This is a genomic window from Mucilaginibacter lappiensis, assembly GCF_900155965.1.
GTDB lineage: Bacteria > Bacteroidota > Bacteroidia > Sphingobacteriales > Sphingobacteriaceae > Mucilaginibacter > Mucilaginibacter lappiensis.
On the sequence record NZ_FTMG01000010.1, the window covers coordinates 1 to 17,817 of the forward strand.

The 17,817-nt window shown below is 42.3% G+C and carries 13 protein-coding genes; 4 read left to right on the plus strand and 9 right to left on the minus strand.

Translation table 11 applies throughout. From position 1 onward, the window contains the following. Positions 1–137 precede the first annotated feature (137 nt). Positions 138–1,166 carry an IS110 family RNA-guided transposase gene (locus tag BW976_RS17985; RefSeq protein WP_076373383.1) on the minus strand — a complete coding sequence of 343 codons (1,029 nt, stop codon included), beginning with the start codon at positions 1,164–1,166 and terminating at the stop codon, positions 138–140. Positions 1,167–1,618: 452 nt separating this feature from the next. Between BW976_RS17985 and BW976_RS17990 the strand changes: the two genes are divergently transcribed. From BW976_RS17990 to BW976_RS18000, 3 genes are all read left to right on the plus strand, one after another. Then, a complete protein-coding gene (locus BW976_RS17990) occupies positions 1,619–4,036 on the plus strand; it encodes a glycoside hydrolase family 3 N-terminal domain-containing protein (RefSeq protein ID WP_076374988.1) in 2,418 nt (805 codons plus the stop codon). A gap of 952 nt (positions 4,037–4,988) precedes the next feature. Further along, a complete protein-coding gene (locus BW976_RS29450) occupies positions 4,989–5,669 on the plus strand; it encodes a carboxylesterase family protein (RefSeq protein WP_175614130.1) in 681 nt (226 codons plus the stop codon). A gap of 516 nt (positions 5,670–6,185) precedes the next feature. Further along, positions 6,186–7,421 (plus strand): ROK family transcriptional regulator, encoded by a 1,236-nt coding sequence (locus tag BW976_RS18000; RefSeq protein WP_076374992.1) that lies wholly within the window; start codon positions 6,186–6,188, stop codon positions 7,419–7,421. A gap of 111 nt (positions 7,422–7,532) precedes the next feature. Here the strand turns inward: BW976_RS18000 and BW976_RS18005 are convergent, their stop codons facing one another. From BW976_RS18005 to BW976_RS18030, 6 genes are all read right to left on the minus strand, one after another. Further along, entirely contained in the window at positions 7,533–8,384 is an 852-nt protein-coding gene (locus tag BW976_RS18005) for a beta/alpha barrel domain-containing protein (protein ID WP_076374994.1), read from the minus strand. 111 nt (positions 8,385–8,495) lie between these two features. Further along, a complete protein-coding gene (locus BW976_RS18010; RefSeq protein WP_076374996.1) occupies positions 8,496–9,809 on the minus strand; it encodes an NAD(P)/FAD-dependent oxidoreductase in 1,314 nt (437 codons plus the stop codon). Positions 9,810–9,965: 156 nt separating this feature from the next. Then, the gene (gene secDF / locus BW976_RS18015) at positions 9,966–12,959 is read right to left on the minus strand and encodes a protein translocase subunit SecDF (RefSeq protein WP_076374998.1); all 2,994 of its coding nucleotides are present in this window, start codon (positions 12,957–12,959) and stop codon (positions 9,966–9,968) included. Positions 12,960–13,074: 115 nt separating this feature from the next. Beyond that, positions 13,075–13,557, minus strand: a complete 483-nt coding sequence (locus tag BW976_RS18020) for a dihydrofolate reductase (RefSeq protein WP_076375001.1) — start codon at positions 13,555–13,557, stop codon at positions 13,075–13,077. Between the two features lie 62 nt (positions 13,558–13,619). Further along, complete coding sequence (locus BW976_RS18025) at positions 13,620–13,985, minus strand: four helix bundle protein (RefSeq protein ID WP_076375003.1); 366 nt, start codon at positions 13,983–13,985, stop codon at positions 13,620–13,622. A gap of 71 nt (positions 13,986–14,056) precedes the next feature. Next, entirely contained in the window at positions 14,057–14,878 is an 822-nt protein-coding gene (locus tag BW976_RS18030) for a thymidylate synthase (RefSeq protein WP_076375005.1), read from the minus strand. Positions 14,879–15,027: 149 nt separating this feature from the next. Between BW976_RS18030 and ispE the strand changes: the two genes are divergently transcribed. After that, positions 15,028–15,867, plus strand: coding sequence for a 4-(cytidine 5'-diphospho)-2-C-methyl-D-erythritol kinase (ispE, locus tag BW976_RS18035; protein WP_317042947.1), 840 nt, complete (start codon positions 15,028–15,030; stop codon positions 15,865–15,867). Between the two features lie 101 nt (positions 15,868–15,968). Here the strand turns inward: ispE and BW976_RS18040 are convergent, their stop codons facing one another. Continuing rightward, positions 15,969–16,856: an NAD(P)-dependent oxidoreductase gene (locus BW976_RS18040; RefSeq protein WP_076375007.1), complete on the minus strand. Its 888-nt coding sequence runs from the start codon at positions 16,854–16,856 to the stop codon at positions 15,969–15,971. A 16-nt stretch (positions 16,857–16,872) separates the two neighbouring features. Further along, positions 16,873–17,151: a hypothetical protein gene (locus BW976_RS18045; protein WP_076375357.1), complete on the minus strand. Its 279-nt coding sequence runs from the start codon at positions 17,149–17,151 to the stop codon at positions 16,873–16,875. Positions 17,152–17,817 lie beyond the last annotated feature (666 nt).

Sequence of the window (17,817 nt, forward strand, 5' to 3'; positions counted from 1 at the left end):
ATGTCATTGCGAGATTCTGTGTTGATATGCAATTAATTGAGGGGATTTATTTTATCTTTGAGTCTTAGGCGGCTTTATGTCAGCCTGTTTAGGGCGGCCCTTTTTTAAAGCGGCTGCTCTAATTATTTAATGCCGGTTCATTCTGTTGTCCTAATTTGCAAATAATCCGCTTGATAAGGGGTTTTGGTTTTATAAATGGTATAAGCCATCTCCAGCAATTTTCGCTGCACGGCTACACATGCCTTCATTTTAATGCCGTTTCTGGAAACTATTCTCACAAAGACAGCCTTATACCTCTCTGAATGCCTTATGGCAGCCATAGCTGGCATATACATCGCCTTTCTCAGATATCGGTTTCCTCTTTTAGATATTTTGGACTTACCTTTGACCGATGTGCCCGATTCCTTCTCTTTAACATCCAGGCCGGCATAACTGGTTAGCTGTTTTTTACTACTTATTAATTCAAAGCCATTGGTTTCAGCTATCACTACAGCAGCGGTTAGCGGGCCTATTCCGGGTATAGATGTGATCAGTTCTACCGTGCGCTTTATTTCTACATCATCATCAATTATGGCTTTTGTTTCTGCCATTATTTCTTTGAGCTGGGTATTGATTACCTTGGTGCGGAATTTCATCCGCTCAATGGCGGTCTCGCTTGGATCAGCCTCTGTTTGCTCTGCATGCAGCTGATTCTTTAGCATAGTCCTTTCAACCGTTAACTGATCCCGCTCACGGGTTAGTTGCCTTAGGTTTCTGAATACTTTCTTTGGCTGAACCCAATCATCAAGCTTTTTTTCTAATCCAAATAAGGCAATGGCTTCTGCCATAGATTTATCCGTTATTGTTTTAGTTTCCAGAGTTTTGAAGAAGTTGGTGATCTTGTTAGGCATAACAATGCTTACACGATAGGCTTTGGCTACTAAGAAATAAGCTAGTGATTCATGATAGACTCCTGTAGCTTCCATAACATACCGTAACGGAAAGGCTTCTACTGTTTGTTTTGCTACCCATTGTACTAAAGCAGTGAATCCCTTTTGGTTATTGGAGAAAGTCTTAAACGCATAAATGAGGCTTAGGGCATCTTCGTCCATCTTTCCTAAGGATACGACAAGCTCTTTTTGAGCTACATCAATACCGACCACTTGTTTTAATAATCTTTTTACCATAAAATAGTTGTGACTGTTCACTTCGTAAGTGAAAACCTTCCTTCGTTTTTCCTCCTGCTGGCTATCCTGGATATACCGCTATGCAGTATTCCTTACATTCTGTTCAAACTCAAGAAAGTGTAAAGAATGAGGCAATATCTCGCAAACAATATGCCTATAGCTATTTAGGAGTAACGTGCTCTCATTCTTTTTCACTCATAAATCATACAAGTATAATTATTGACAAACATAGGAGGAGGAACGATGTGGCAATCTCGTCGCGTTTAATTCATGCATGGTGTGAAGCAATGAGGAGATTGCCACGCTATCGCTCGCAATGACATGGTTTTATAATTGTACAATATAATATATCTACTGCCTCCGCAATCGTTTTCGTAATTTCTATAACAGGCGTGTAAGTCAACCAGGTTCTTAAAACATATATTTGGAGTACTAACCGCAATTATATCTGCATGAGAAAAAAGTACTCCCTGCCACGCGCAAGCATGGCTTCGGCGCTGATAGTAGGACTGGCGCTATCTGCATCGGCACAAGAAAAAAATATTTACCACAAAGGTTGGGTTGATTTTAACAAGAATGGCAAAATGGACGTTTTTGAGGACCCCTCACAAACTGTTGACAAGCGTGTAGCCGACTTGCTAAGTCAGATGACCGTGGAAGAAAAAACCTGTCAGATGGCTACCCTTTACGGCTATAAACGGGTTTTAAAAGAGGAAATGCCCGCAGCGTCATGGAAAAACGAAGTTTGGAAAGACGGTATTGCCAATATTGACGAGGAACTGAACAACCTGGTTTCCACAACCGATAGGGCATATACGCAATACTCATTTCCTTACAGCAAACACGCTTCGGCTATTAATACGATCCAGAAATGGTTTGTAGAGGAAACCCGTCTGGGTATCCCGGTTGATTTTACCAACGAGGGTATCCACGGCCTTAATCATGACCGGGCTACGTCTTTACCGGCCCCTATATCCATCGGCAGTACTTTTGATAAGCAATTGGTGCGCCGTGCAGGACAAACCGTAGGCCGCGAAGCCAAAGCCCTGGGTTATACCAATGTTTATGCTCCCATTCTTGATCCTGCACGCGACCAGCGCTGGGGTCGTGTAGTGGAATGCTATGGCGAAGATCCTTTTCATATTGCCGAGTTGGGCAAGCAAATGGTGCTGGGTATCCAGGAAGAGGGCGTAGCCTCAACCCTGAAACATTTCGCGGTATACAGCGTGCCTAAAGGCGGTCGTGATGGCAGCGCCCGTACCGATCCGCATGTGGCCCCGCGCGAGATGTACCAGATCTATCTGTACCCCTTTCGCCGGGTGATACAGGAGGCACATCCTATGGGTGTGATGAGCAGTTATAACGATTGGGATGGCGTGCCCATCACCGGCAGCTATTATTTTTTAACTGAATTGTTGCGTCAGAAATTTGGTTTCAACGGCTATGTGGTATCTGACAGCGAGGCCGTAGAATACCTGTACTCCAAACATCATGTAGCAGGTGATTATAAAGAAGCTGTAAGACAAGCTGTAGCAGCCGGACTGAACGTGCGTACTAACTTCACCATGCCGCAAACCTATATTATGCCTCTGCGCGAGCTGATCAAAGAAAATAAGCTTTCGATGAAAGTAGTTGATTCCAGGGTGAGCGATGTGCTGCGGGTAAAATTCCGTTTGGGATTGTTTGATGACCCCTATGTAAAAGATCCAAAATCGGCTGATAAAAAAGTACATACCCCGGCCGATGATGCCATGTCATTGCAAATGAACCGCGAATCGATGGTGTTGTTGAAGAACCAGGGCGATTTGTTGCCTTTGGATAAAAGCAAATTGAAAAATATACTGGTGACCGGTCCGCTGGCTGCCGAAAAAAATTATGCTACAAGTCGTTACGGCCCATCGCACAACCCGGTTACCAATGTGCTGGATGGGATTAAAAACTATGTAGGTAAGGATGTAAACGTTACTTACACTAAAGGCTGTAATGTGGTTGATGCCACCTGGCCAGAAAGTGAGATCATCGAAACACCGCTTACCGCACAGGAGCAGGCCGGTATCGATTCAGCTGTAACACAGGCCAAACAGGCCGATGTGGTGATTGCTGTAGTCGGTGAAGATTTTGAAAGGGTAGGTGAGAGCCTTTCCCGCACCGGGTTGAATTTACCCGGCAGGCAATTAAAACTGATCCAGGCGCTGCAGGCTACCGGTAAACCGGTGGTGATGGTGATGATTAACGGACAGCCGCTTACTGTTAACTGGGAAAATAAATTTGTGCCTGCCATACTGGAGGCCTGGTTCCCCGGTCCCGAAAGTGGTCGTGTGGTGGCCGAAACCCTGTTTGGTGATAATAACCCAGGTGGCAGACTTCCCATTACTTTCCCAAAAACTACGGGGCAAATTGAGTATAACTTTCCGTTTAAACCCGCTTCGCAAGCCAGCCAGGGCGGCGAGAACAGCTGGGGCAAAACCAGCGTGAACGGCGCACTTTATCCTTATGGTTACGGTTTAAGCTATACCAAATTTGAATACAGCAACCTACAGGTATCGCCAGAGAAAGAGAACTCTCAGGGCGATGTACAGGTAAGTGTGGATGTAACTAATACCGGCAGCCGTAAAGGCGATGATGTGGTGCAGTTATATTTGAAAGACGAAGTTAGCAGCGTGACCACTTATGAGTATGATCTGCGAGGATTTGAACGCGTTAACCTGGCTCCTGGCGAAAAGAAAACTGTGCAGTTCACCCTGCACCCGGATGACCTGGCCCTGCTGGACAAGAATATGAACTGGACGGTTGAACCCGGCAAGTTTATGGTCATGATCGGCAGCTCGTCGGTTGATATTAAGCTGAAGAAAGAGTTTGAGGTGGAGTAGGGCTTAAAGCCGAAGGCAGAAAGCTTAAAGCTGGAATATTACTGGAGACTTCCGAAGTTTTTAAAACTTCGGAAGTCTTTTTGTATAATAACCATCTATTTAAGCCAGGACACTTGAAGTGGAATAGAAAAAATATTATTAGAATAAGTATATATTTACTTATAAGTATCAAAGCTTTTTTTGTGGTTTGAATTACTTCCTTATCCATAAGCATATGAACAAGAGTCTTTATAATTTTGGAATCTTTTTTTTAGGATTAACTGTTGCTTGCGGCTTATTCCAGAGCGTAATGCAAATCTGGACTGGTGTTCAGTTTTATACGCTGAGTTCATTTGTTACCTGGTTTTTGGTAATAAATACAATTTCTTTAACAGGAGGAATATTCTTGCTAAAGTATTATCATTACAGGGGGTATTGGGCTGCTTTTTATACGTTGATAGCCTCTATTGTTGCAAACCTTTGTTTTGCGGCTCTTGTTTTAATGCTATTAACATCAAGGGCATTACTCAGCTATTATATGCCTATGGTTCTTATTTCTTTAAGTATCGGCATTGTCTCCGCGCTAAGCCTTTTATTTTCCAGCACCGGGAAAAGGTTTTGGTTAAGGATAGCAGGGGCTTTTATATTAGTAGTCGGTTTGATTTTGGTATCAACTATTGTCTGGTCCTTATTTTCAAAAGATGTTCAATTAAATAGCACATTAGCAAAAATTGCCCAATGGACATCAATACCTGCCAGCTTAATTTACATTCCGTTTATCATACATTTCTTAAGCGAGATCAAGCTGTTAAATACAGAAAACACGAGCCCTGCTAAGGAATCTTTAAAAGTTACATTGGGTATAACGCGAACATTGGCTTTAATTATCGCAATAATTTCGGGAGTGATGCTAACTTCCGAGGCTAATTCGTCAGCATACTGGGGGGCGGTAAATTTTGAAAAAACCCAAACAATGGCTCAATTATTTGAATCCCGTACCTATGTGAACAGTAAAGGCGATACCTTGTTTTATCATTTACTAAAGCCATTAAATTTCGATTCCGCGAAGAAGTATCCTTTGGTTGTAAGTCTCCCTTACGGTGGCCAACCAGCTACGGATAAGATCAGACAGATGGAAGGCGCTGTGGCAGCTGAGGCATTATCAACCGATATTAACAGAGCAAATTACCCTGCATTTATTTTTATACCAAATTGCCCGCCCGGGTCGGGTTGGGGAGGCATTCCTAATTATCCATCGGTAGATTCGTTGGTTTATGAAGCTATTAGTTCACTCGACAAAGAACCTGGGATAGATGTAAAAAGACGCTATGTTACAGGGTTATCAAGAGGCGGTTATGGGGCCTGGCATTTTATCTGTACCCGGCCGGATATGTTTGCCGCCGCAATACCAGTTAGTGGAGGTGAAGACCCTAAACTGGCCTCCAGGATTGTGAATGTACCTGTATGGGCATTTCATGGGGCTAATGACAAAAATGTTCCGGTTAGCGGTTCACGTGATATGATCAATGCCATCAAAAAAGCGGGCGGAAATCCAAGATATACCGAGTATCCGAATGAAGGACATAACATCTGGAACCAGGTTAGTATGACACCTGGTTTATGGGACTGGCTTTTTGCTCAGAAACGTAACTAGTATAAGTGACGCCATCCTTTTTATTAAACTTTTAAACTGCCAATAATTTTCGGTATATTTACAATATAGCAGCCCGGTTCTCTTTTTATCAGAGTACCGGGCTGTTTTATTAAGGTAAAAACAAGCCCAAAAATCGATCGGTTGGTATGTGGTTATTTGAAAATCAATATATTAATACTTTTTAAACCTTTTAAAACATGCTAAAAATTTGTTAAAAAGTGTTAAAATGGCGTTAAAATTTGGTTAAAACGGGTAATTATCGAGTGTTTTTGCCCTGTTTTTGGAAGAAAAAGTGTTAAAATTATAGGTTTAAAAAGTTTTTCGAAAAGGTGCAGAAGGCGTGTCTGCAATTTCTTTTTTTACATACTGTAGGCAATTGTTTCATTAATTTTGTCAATTATACAGGTATCCGCTAAGTGTAATAATAACAGTTGTGGTTAAATACTTTATTTTTATTTTTATACAATTCAAAACACTAAGGCATTGCCTGTTATAAACCCAATTATAAATTATTGAATGGAACCGGAGAACAAAGGTGTAAAGGGCAGTAGGCTAAAAAATATGATCATTAAAACGCTTTATTTTAATAAAGCGATGTCATGCGCAGGGCTGAGCGAATTATTTGATAAAAGTATACCATCGATTGCCAAAGCTGTAAATGAATTAATGGATGAAGGCTTTGTTGTTGAGGATGGTTATGCCCCCTCAAGCGGAGGCCGCAGGCCACTGATGTATTCGGTAAAGGCCAATACTATGTACATACTGGCTATAGCACTTGATCAGCTTACAGCGCGCATACAGCTTTTCGACCTGTTGAACAATGCTGTTGCCGAGATGGTTACTTTTGAACTCAGGCTGCTCAACAACCCCGATGCCCTTGGTAAACTGACTGCCGAGATCAATAGTTATATTAAAAACTCGGGTATTGCCAAAGAAAAAATAGCTGGTACAGGCATTGGTATGCCAGGCTTTATAAATGTTACTGAAGGTATCAATTACACTTACCTTGATGCCGGTGGCGAAAGTTTAACCGCTTATCTGACCGCCAAAACCGGTATTACCACTTATATTGATAACGACTCGAGTCTGATAGCCCTGGCTGAGCAAAAGTTTGGGATAGCCAAATCGCAAAATGAGGTTATGGTGATTAACCTGGGCTGGGGTATTGGTTTAGGAATGATTGTGAATGGTAAACTATTCCGCGGATATAATGGTTTTGCCGGTGAATTGAGCCACATACCTTTGTCAGAGGATGGTGCGCTTTGTGAATGCGGCAAACGTGGTTGTCTGGAAGCGGAAGCATCCATGCTTGTAGTGGCCCGAAAAGCCATTGCAGGTATTCAGCAGGGGCGTATTACCAGTTTAAAATACAACAGTAACGATAATGACCACTCTAAATTGATGGGTGATGCTGTACTGGAAGCCGCTAATAATGGCGACCAGTTTGCTATTGAACTACTGTCAGACGCGGGTTATAAGATAGGGAAGGCCCTGGCTATCCTCATCCATATTATGAACCCTGCCAATATTGTGCTAAGCGGCAGGGGGGCCAAGGTAGCCAAGATACTTATGGCGCCTATACAGCAGGCCCTGCACAAATACTGTATCCCAAGATTGGCCGGTGGTACCGAATTACTGGTATCCGAGCTTGGTTTTGACGCCGAGCTGATTGGAGCAGCCGTACTGGTAATGGAAAATTTTGATAAAAACGTAAAAGCAAAAATGAGCAAAGCGGCAAAGGCAGTGGCTTAGTCGATGTGTAGATATGCAAATGTGCAAATGAAATAATTTATTGATAATTTGATTTTTTTAATCTGCACATCTAAAATTTGCATATCTGCACATCTGATCTTATTTGCACATCTACAAAAATACTTTTCCTGAATAGTGCATAGCTTCCTGAAATTTGCTTAAATCAAGCCCCAGGAGCTCGTTTTGTGATTGAAGGTATCCAATTAGGTTTTCAGTAGCAATGTTGCCTGTGAGATCGTCTGCGGCCATCGGGCAACCACCGTAGCCTTTTAGTGCCACATCAAAACGTTTGCACCCGCTTTTATAAGCAGCTTCTATTTTGGGTTGCCAGGTATCGGGAGTGGAATGCAGGTGAATACCAAACTCCGTTTCTGGGAATTTATGGCATAAGTCGGGATAAATACTGCTGATCTGCGCTGCCTCGGCAATGCCAATGGTATCAGCAAGGGCGATGTTTTTGATACCTAGCCTAACCAATTTTTCTGTCCATTGCTCTATGATGCCCGTATTCCACTCATCATCGTATGGATTGCCGAAACCCATAGACAGGTAAACCAGCAAATGTTTACCACTGGTATGGCATAACTCGTTGATCTTTTTTACATTATCAAAAGCCTGTGGCAGTGTTGTATTGGTATTACGAAGCTGAAAAGTTTCGGATATGGAGAAAGGATAACCGAGGTAGGTGATCTCCTCATGTTTAACCGCATCCTCGGCACCCCGATAATTGGCAATAATGGCCAGCAGTTTTGACTGAGTATTGCTCATATTCAGCTTTTTTAGTACTTCGGTAGTATCCTGTAGCTGTGGTATAGCCTTGGCTGATACAAAGCTGCCAAAATCGATAGTATCAAAACCTACCTGTAACAGCAGGTTGATGTAAGCCGCTTTGATGTCGGTTGGTATAAAATCATGCAGGCCCTGCATGGCATCGCGGGGACATTCGGTTATTTTTATGCTCATTTCAAGTACTAAGTCTGAGGTCTATAGTCCAAAGTTAGTTTTTAAGTCTGATGTTTTGAATTTTTAAACCCAGTCTAAAGACTTTATGACTTTCGACTTAAGACTCTCCATTCAATCAACCGTTTTAGGTAAATGCTCATCTTCGGTAAGTCCTTCGCGTTCAAACTTGCGGATAATAAGCCTTGTACCGCCATTGTACGTGATATAGCTTGATACCCAGTTAATAAACACGATCACCTTATTACGACCGCCTAAAAGCGATATCAGGTGGACAAACAGCCATACCAGCCAGGCGAAAAATCCCTGGAATTTTATTTTGCCCAGATCGGCAACGGCTTTATTGCGACCAACAGTAGCTAACGACCCCTTGTCGAAATATTTAAAAGGCACAGTCGGTTCGTGGTTGATCAACTGAGCTATAGATTTGGCCACATGCTGGCCCATTTGTATGGCTACCTGTGCCACACCGGGGTGTCCTTTTGGAGTTTCGTCGGTTATCATGGCTGCCACATCGCCAATGGCAAATATGTTGGTGGTTCCAACCACACGACAAATACTATCCGTCCTGATCCTGTTGCCCCGTTCAATAAAATTAGGGTCGATGCCTTCGGGTATAACACCCATAACGCCGGCACTCCAGATCACAGTTTTGGTGCGGATGGTTTTGCCACCTTCAAATTTGATTTCTTCACCGTCATAACTATCTACTTTTACGCCTAAGAGGACTTCAACACCCATTTTAGTCAAAAAATCCTTAGTTGCTGCAGATGCTTCATCAGAAAAAGGCCCCAATACTTTGGGCAGAAAATCAACCAGGTACACCTTCATATCCTCTTTTTTGAGTTCGGGATAGTCTTTGGCCAGGATATGGTTACGTAATTCAGCCAGTGCTCCCGATAATTCTACACCAGTTGGCCCGGCGCCTACCAGTACAAAGGTAAGATATGGGGCGCGTTCTTCCTGAGTAGGTTTTAATAGAGCTTCCTCAATATTTTGCAGGATAGAATATCGCAGGTTAAGCGCCTCCGGGATGGATTTCATCGGCATCGAAAACTTTTCGATATCCTTATTCCCAAAAAAATTGGTGGTTGAACCTGTAGCTATCACCAGGTAATCAAAAGCTATTTCACCAATGGTGGTATCAATGGTGTTTTTTTCGGCATTTACTTTGGTTACTTCGGCAATCCTGAACCTGAAGTTTTTTTGGCTGGCAAAATTCTTACGCAGCGAAAAAGCGATGGATTCCGACTCGAGGCTACCCGTGGCTACCTGGTATAAAAGCGGCTGAAAGGTGTGGTAATTATGCTTATCGAGCATTAAAACCTCCACGGGCTTATCTTTCAAGTGCTTGGCTACCTGGAGACCGCCAAAGCCGCCGCCTACAATAACTACCAGTGGGAATTTCGAGCTGTCTGTTAAGTTCATAATGCAGATTGTTTTAGCCCCCTCTAAATCTCCCCCAGAAGGGGAGACTTTTATTTTCAAAGCCCTCCCTTCCGGGGAGGGTTGGGAGGGGCTCGTTAATATAACAAAAAAGGCCCCAAAAGTTCTTTGGGGCCTTGTAAATAAATTTATGGAGTTTTATCTCAGGTCTTTTTTACCAAAGTCAACAATAACCGGTGTTGCCACGCAGATAGATGAGTATGTTCCGAAGATCACACCGATTAACAATGCGAATGAGAATCCTTTGATCACATCGCCACCAAATATGAACAATACGATCAATACGAATACCACGGTTAAAGCGGTAATGATGGTACGGCTCAGGGTGCTGTTGATAGCCTGGTTAATTACTTCTTCAGGGTTATCAGTTTTAGCATGGTGCAGTTCCAGGAACTCGCGGATCCTGTCAAATACTACCACAGTATCATTGATCGAGTAACCGATAACCGTTAATATCGCAGCGATAAACGCCTGGTCAATATCCAGAGAGAATGGAAGTATATCCTTGAATATAGAGAAGAATGATAAAACCAATAAGGCATCATGCGCGGTAGCTACCATCGCACCTAAGCTGAACTGCCATTTGCGGAAACGGATCAGGATGTACGCTGAGATCACAAATATGGCGAACAATACGGTATAGATAGCTGATGTTTTTAATTCATCGGCAACCGTGGCACTCACTTTTGAAAAACCTACTATATCCTTATCTGCAATACGGGTAATATCTTTAGTACCCAATGCCTGGATCAGTGTGCTCTTTACTTTAGAATCTGCAGCAACATTATTATCCCTGATCATCAGGTTGGTAGTGATGCTCATTTTATCAGCACCAAATGTTTTTACCTCTGTACTGCGGCCCAATGTAGCATCAACCGCATCATGGATGGCTTCGGTAGTAACAGCTTTATTAGGGAAGGCAATGATATAGTTACGACCACCCTCAAAATCCACACCGTAGTTAAATCCGCGGGTAAAGATGGAAATTAAACCCAAAGTGATAAATGCGCCTGAAAGTATGTAGAATTTGAAACGGTTCTTTACAAACTTGAAGTTGGCGTTTTTGAAAGTGTGTGAGCTCCATGGGTGAGAGAATTTAATATCCCAACCTTTATCAAGCATCCACTCAAATATAACCCTTGAGATTAGCAGTGAACAGAACAATGAGGTAATGATACCGATCATCAAAGTGGTAGCAAAACCTTGTATCGGGCCCGAACCAAAGATGAACAGGATCAAACCGGTTAAGAATGTACTGATCTGTGAATCGAGGATAGATGGTAAGGCGTGTTTGAAACCATCGGCTACAGCTATTCTTAATGATTTGCCTAAGCCCAGTTCTTCACGAACACGTTCATAAACCAGTACGTTAGCATCAACCGCAATACCCAGTGTGAGCACTATACCTGCAATACCCGGTAAGGTTAATACCGCGCCTAAGCTGGTTAATACGCCCATCAGGAAAAATATGTTGATGATAACCGCTACTACCGCTACAGTACCCGCACGGTTGTAATAAGCGATCATGAATATCAATACCACAACCAAGCCTAATATGCTTGAGGTAACACCGGCATTAATAGCTTCCTGACCTAGTGACGGACCTACTACTGATTCTGATATAATGTGAGCAGGAGCAGGTAAACGACCAGCTTTTAATACGTTGGCCAAATCCTTGGTATCTTCAATACTGAAGTTTCCGGAGATAGAAGATACACCACCTGATATTTCGTTCTGTACGGTTGGTGCAGAGTAAACATTATCATCCAATACAATGGCTACCGATTTTTTGTTGGTGCCTGATGATGCTTCGGCAGTAACGGTACGCCATTTCTGGGCACCTTCTGAGTTCATGATCATCACAACTTCCGGATTTCCTTTAGGATCATTATCGGCGCGTGCGTCGTTGATCACATCGCCAGATAATACCGGGCCATTGTCGGCACCTGTTAATTTGATAGCATATAATGCGAATGCTTTGTCTTTGTTATTTTTCAATGGTTTTACTTCCCAAAGAAATTTCAGGTTGCGTGGTATTACCGCTTGTACATCGGCACTATGCAGGTAAGTGTTAACCTTGGCAGTGTCTCTCTGTGGTGAGTAACCTACAACGGGGCCCTGGCCCAATTGCTGCTGGCCGCTTGCATCCTGACCAATGTTTGGAGACAATACTGAAAACAGTGGGTGCAATGCCGTAAATTGTGTTTTGCTGGCCAGTGCTGCTGCAGATGTATCTTTAGCGGCATTTTTTTGAACCTTGCTTAATAACGAACCTGCTTTGGCGGCAGTATCAGTTTTAGCAGCAACTGTTGTCGCAACAGCTTTTGCTTTTGACGAATCAGCTTTAGCAGTTTTATTTTTTGCAGCCAGCAAGTTGTCAATATTGATCAGGTATTGATAAGCCTCGGTGTTATCATAAGTTTCATAGAACTCCAGTTTAGCAGAACCCTGTAACAATTTACGAACACGCTCTGGTTCTTTTACACCTGGCAACTCAACCAAAATACGGTTTGAGCTTTGCTCTAACTGAATGTTAGGTTGAGTAACACCAAACTGGTTGATACGGGTATTTAAAACCGTGTATGATTGTTTTACCGCGGTATTGGCCTGATCTTTCAAATAAGCAGCAACCTCGCTGTTGGAGGCATTAAACTTTAAGTGATCCTGGTTGTCTTTTGTTGAAAAGATAGCAGCCAGTTTACCGTTTGGATTCAGCTTCTCATACTCACTCACAAAAAGTGTAATGAAATCCTTTTGATTGGTTTTAGCGTCAGCTTGTAATTTATCGGCATTAGCCAAAGCCTGGTTAAACACCACATCGGGATTGTTGTTGGCAATTTTCCTCACCAATTCGTCAAGCGAAATTTGCATGGTAACGTTCATACCACCTTTAAGGTCGAGGCCTAATGCCAATTCTCTTTGGAGAACGTATTGGTAATTGTGCTTGAACAACGGATATACCGGTTGTGTAGACATCGAATCCAGATACGCTGTTTCTTTCGCTGGGTCACCCTTTGAATATACTTTGGCATCACTTTGAACTTTGCGTGCCACCCACGTGAAAGATAGCTGGTATAAGCATACTACAGCCAGCAGAATGGCGAAAAATTTAATAACCCCTTTACCTTGCATCGAATTATAATATTGTAATTAATTAGTTTATAAGCTTTTTTTAATAAGACGGCAAATCTAATAAAATTTCGCAAGCATGAAATTTTAAATTAAAACAATTTGATGACAGAAAATGTTAGCGGCGTTCCAGCGTGATGAAGGAGTACCTGTACTTGTTTTTTTCGTCGGGTTCAAAGTTTTCCCGTTCCGTCTCTTTCCATTCCTGTGGATCCAGCTCCGGGAAAAAGGTATCCCCATCAAAATCCTGATCGATCACGGTTAAATAGATACGATCGGTAAGCGGAATGGCTTGCCGGTAAATTTGGGCGCCACCAACAATAAATACCTCATCCTCGCCGGCGCAAAGTTCGAGGGCATCTTCTATAGAGCCTGCAACTTCACAGCCTTCAATAGTGATGGACTGCTGGGTTACTACTATGTTGCGGCGTTTGGGTAATGGTTTGCCAACTGACTCATAGGTTTTACGGCCCATGATCACGGTATGCCCGGTGGTAACATCTTTGAAATGTTTCAGATCGTTGGGTAAGTACCAAAGTAATTTATTGTCTTTGCCGATAGCATGGTTTTTAGCTGTGGCAACTATGATGGATGTAGTCATTATCGTCATTTGGTCATTATCGTCATTAGGTCATTGAACATCGTTGGTTGATGTTTTTGATTTTACTTTTTGACGTTTCCGATGTGTTTTATGTAAATGTTAAGCTTTAGGTGAATTGTTTCTAATTGTTGAATCAAAAGTTGGTATTCTTCATCGTTAATCAAATTCCGGGTATGAGCTTTTATCAGCCAGGTTTTAGTTTCAATAATTGAGCCTCTGCTAAAGTAACAGAAGTTTTTGTTTTCTTTATAATGATATCGGCCAAAACCTTCTGCAATGTTTGCACCTATCGAATCTGATGATCGTACCAATTGTTTTCCTATGGTGTCTTTCGCAAAATAATCCCATCCCACAACTAAAGTCCATACTTTATGAGAAAACTCATCAGATAAATTATAAATCTCCAAGTCCTCGATGCGATTACTCATACAGAATCAAAATTAAAAATGACTAGTAATTATGCAAATCAAAAAATGACTTAATGACCCAATGACCTAAATTACACCGCTACCTCAGCCTTAATGTGCGGCCATGGATCATAATTCTCCAAAGTGAAATCTTCAAACTTGAAAGCGAAGATGTCTTTAACTTCAGGGTTGATCTTCATGGTTGGCAATGGGCGTGGTTCACGGCTTAACTGCAGGCGGGCCTGATCTATATGGTTATTATACAGGTGGGCATCACCAAAAGTGTGAATGAAATCCCCATAGTCCAGATCACAAACCTGGGCCATCATCATAGTTAATAAAGCGTAGGATGCGATATTGAAGGGCACGCCCAAAAATATATCGGCGCTGCGCTGATAAAGCTGACAAGACAGCTTTCCTCTTAATTCCCCCTTCAGGGGGTTAGGGGGCTCCACATAAAACTGAAACAGGCTATGGCAGGGTGGCAGGGCCATCTGGTTCACGTCGGCCACATTCCATGCCGATACAATCATGCGGCGCGAATCAGGATTGTTTTTAATTTGATTTACCACCTGGGTTATCTGGTCAATGTGCCCTCCGTCGGGTTTTGGCCACGAGCGCCATTGGTACCCGTACACCGGACCGAGGTTGCCTTCGGCATCGGCCCATTCATCCCAGATGCGAACGCCGTTTTCTTTCAGATAGCTGATATTGGTATCGCCGCTCAAAAACCAGATGAGCTCATGGATGATGGATTTGAGGTGTAATTTTTTAGTGGTCACCATCGGGAAGCCATCCTGGAGGTTGAAACGCATCTGGTAGCCAAACACACTTACTGTACCGGTTCCTGTCCTGTCATGCTTCTGCGCGCCGGTTTCCATCACATGCCTCATCAAATCGAGATACTGTTTCATTTTTTTATTAATTAAGTTGATTGTTGATTAGGTAAGTGGTTGGATTGGGTTGATTAAGTTTGGAAGAAACTAGTGAACTCATGAACCGTTGAACTAATGAACAAATTTAAAAGGCAAAGAAAAATAATCTAATTTTGACATCCTAGCCGATGTGCAAAAATACACGCGGTGTTAGTCTTTTTTCTATGATCCTTTTTCCAAACGCAAAAATAAACATTGGTCTGAACATTACCGAACGCCGGCCCGACGGTTACCATAATCTGGAAACCATTTTTTATCCCATCAACATCAAAGATGCCCTCGAAGTTGTGGTGAGTGATAAACTAAGTTTTGAATCTTCCGGTTTGGATATCCCCGGCAGGGTAGAGGATAACCTGTGCATTAAGGGTTATCATTTATTAAAAAATGATCATGACCTGCCGCCGGTGAGTATTCATCTTCATAAAAATATCCCGATAGGGGCCGGACTTGGTGGTGGATCGGCTGATGCTGCTTATTTTATCAGGCTGATGAATCAACAGTTTGAACTTGGACTGTCTGTGGAGGAAATGACTGGCTATGCACGCAAGCTTGGCGCCGACTGTGCTTTCTTCATTGAAAACAAACCGGTATTCGCTTTTGAGAAGGGTGATGAATTTGAATCGATCAAATTAGATCTGTCTAACTATAAAATTGCCCTGGTCATGCCCGATGTTCATATATCAACTGCTGAGGCTTTCAGAGGGATTAAGCCATCCCCCGTAAAAGAATCGTTATTTGACCTGATCACCGAGCCTATTACCGAATGGAAAAAGAATATCAAAAATGATTTCGAAGCATCGATATTTAAAAATCATGTAGAAATACGGGGCGTTAAAGCGGCCTTGTACGAAGCCGGCGCCATCTACGCTAGTATGAGCGGGAGCGGAGCTTCGGTATTTGGCATATTTGAACAAACACCCGATCTGCAACATCTGGAAGCAGAGAACGAAGTGTTTTACGATGTGTAATTGAATTTCGGATTTTGGATGTTCGATTTCGGAATTAAAGATATTAAATTTTCAAATCCGAAATCGAACATCCGAAATCGAACATCCGAAATCCGAATTAATTAAACACCGGCATCTTCGCTCACGCCCCGTCCTATAGCCTCTATCCAATCAGCCTCGCCCCAGCCTTTTGCCACGGCGCTTAATAAGCGGCTGTGTAAGGCATTTACAAGCGGCATGGGTGTCTGGCTTGTCTGTGATAGTTTAAATGCAAGACGCGCGTCCTTATAGCCCAATTTTGATTTGAAACCTACCGGCTCATATTGTTTGTTGGCGATGGCCCGGCCATAGTTTTGAAAAATAGGAACGTTAAACAGGGTCGATCCGAAAAAGCTGGCTACCTGCGCCCGGTCCAATCCGTTCTTCTCTGCAAGGGTATATGCTTCCGCCATCATTTCCATCGAAGCCATGATCATAAAATTGCCGGCAATTTTGACCACGTTTGCCCCGCCCGCCGATTCACCAAAATCTATCACGCCCTGGCCAAGGCAATCCAATACTGGTTTGGCCGTATCCTTGGCATGCTGATCGCCGGATACGCATATCCAGAGTTTACGGGCTTCGGCTGCCTCAGCCCGGCCAAATAACGGAGCTGCCAGATAATGGCTACCGGCCTCTTCGTGGAGTAGTGTAAGGTGCTCTGATGTTTCGGGAGAAACGGTGCTCATGGAAATATGCAGCGCGTGCTCTGGTAATTTTTCCATTATGCCCTGATTGCCCAAAGTTATTTCCTTCAGAACATCATCATCCGAAAGTATGGTGATCACGATGTGAACGCCCTCGGCAGCGTTGGCCGGCGTTTGGCATTTGGTAACGTATGCAGGATCGAGCTCATCGGCTTTGGAAAGGGTGCGGTTATAAACCTGTAAATGATAACCCGACTTGATGAGATTTTGGGCCATGTGTATGCCTATGGTGCCAAGGCCAATAAATCCAATTTTCTTTTCCATAAATTTTAGGTAGTTGTTAGCTGATGTAATCTCTGTCTTCGTCGCTTAGTGTATTGGGGTCTTCTTTCTTTTGGATGTTATCATGATAGCCTCCGATATCGAATTTTGCTTTTTTTGGCCGACCAACCAGCAAGCCTAAAATAAAAGCCACCACGGCTACCACTGCCATCATCATCAATTTTGAAACATAAAAATTGGAGAATAAAAAAGCGAAGGGAACCCTGTCTGTGTTTTGCGCCAATGCTGCTGTGAGCAAAATGGTGATAACTATTATGGTGATTGTTTTAATGCTCATGATGATTTGATTTAACAGTTTATACAATATCCGGTTTTTAAATCTTTATTAAAAATATTTTCACCAGGCGCTTTGTGAAAACTGAAAAACATGGAGGGAGGCAGGTGTTTAAAAAATGGGCGCCTGAAAAATTAATTTTCGGCCAAGGTGAAAAAAAGGAATCAATTTTTGATGGTTCTAAATTTTAACCTCGGGGAGAAACTGATTGAAATGAAACTGCGATTTTGAGAAGTTCATGATCACTGGATCAAGTCTTGATTCGACGATCCTAGACTTTCGCTTTTTGATTGTTTATGCCTCTTGTTTGGCCATGCTCTCCAGCCCGAAAATAGACTCCCGTTCCTCCGATGAGAATCCGGAAAATTTCATAGAATTTGATTTTTTGTATACATGTGAGGGTATCATGCTGATTTTATTTTATTCTGTATTTTTAGGTTCGTGACACTATCTGTAAACTTTTGATTCAATTTCTTAATCTGTAGTTTTTAGTTATATAATGTTTGTTATTTAACTGAATATAAACTATATAAACTGTTTATTTATGAATATAAATTTGATTGCTAATTTTTTTAGTTTTTTAATAGTTTAGTTAAGTCTTTTTTGTTTAATTTTCACTTTCAATAAAATTAATAAACGTTTGATTATTATATTATTATAAAATTGTAA

Excerpts from the sequence above, each read along its gene's own strand:
- BW976_RS17985 (WP_076373383.1), bottom strand. The coding sequence starts at position 1,166 with ATGGTAAAAAGATTATTAAAACAAGTGGTCGGTATTGATGTAGCTCAA.
- BW976_RS17990 (WP_076374988.1), top strand. The coding sequence starts at position 1,619 with ATGAGAAAAAAGTACTCCCTGCCACGCGCAAGCATGGCTTCGGCGCTG.
- BW976_RS29450 (WP_175614130.1), top strand. The coding sequence starts at position 4,989 with ATGGCTCAATTATTTGAATCCCGTACCTATGTGAACAGTAAAGGCGAT.
- BW976_RS18000 (WP_076374992.1), top strand. The coding sequence starts at position 6,186 with ATGGAACCGGAGAACAAAGGTGTAAAGGGCAGTAGGCTAAAAAATATG.
- BW976_RS18005 (WP_076374994.1), bottom strand. The coding sequence starts at position 8,384 with ATGAGCATAAAAATAACCGAATGTCCCCGCGATGCCATGCAGGGCCTG.
- BW976_RS18010 (WP_076374996.1), bottom strand. The coding sequence starts at position 9,809 with ATGAACTTAACAGACAGCTCGAAATTCCCACTGGTAGTTATTGTAGGC.
- secDF (WP_076374998.1), bottom strand. The coding sequence starts at position 12,959 with ATGCAAGGTAAAGGGGTTATTAAATTTTTCGCCATTCTGCTGGCTGTA.
- BW976_RS18020 (WP_076375001.1), bottom strand. The coding sequence starts at position 13,557 with ATGACTACATCCATCATAGTTGCCACAGCTAAAAACCATGCTATCGGC.
- BW976_RS18025 (WP_076375003.1), bottom strand. The coding sequence starts at position 13,985 with ATGAGTAATCGCATCGAGGACTTGGAGATTTATAATTTATCTGATGAG.
- BW976_RS18030 (WP_076375005.1), bottom strand. The coding sequence starts at position 14,878 with ATGAAACAGTATCTCGATTTGATGAGGCATGTGATGGAAACCGGCGCG.
- ispE (WP_317042947.1), top strand. The coding sequence starts at position 15,028 with ATGTGCAAAAATACACGCGGTGTTAGTCTTTTTTCTATGATCCTTTTT.
- BW976_RS18040 (WP_076375007.1), bottom strand. The coding sequence starts at position 16,856 with ATGGAAAAGAAAATTGGATTTATTGGCCTTGGCACCATAGGCATACAC.
- BW976_RS18045 (WP_076375357.1), bottom strand. The coding sequence starts at position 17,151 with ATGAGCATTAAAACAATCACCATAATAGTTATCACCATTTTGCTCACA.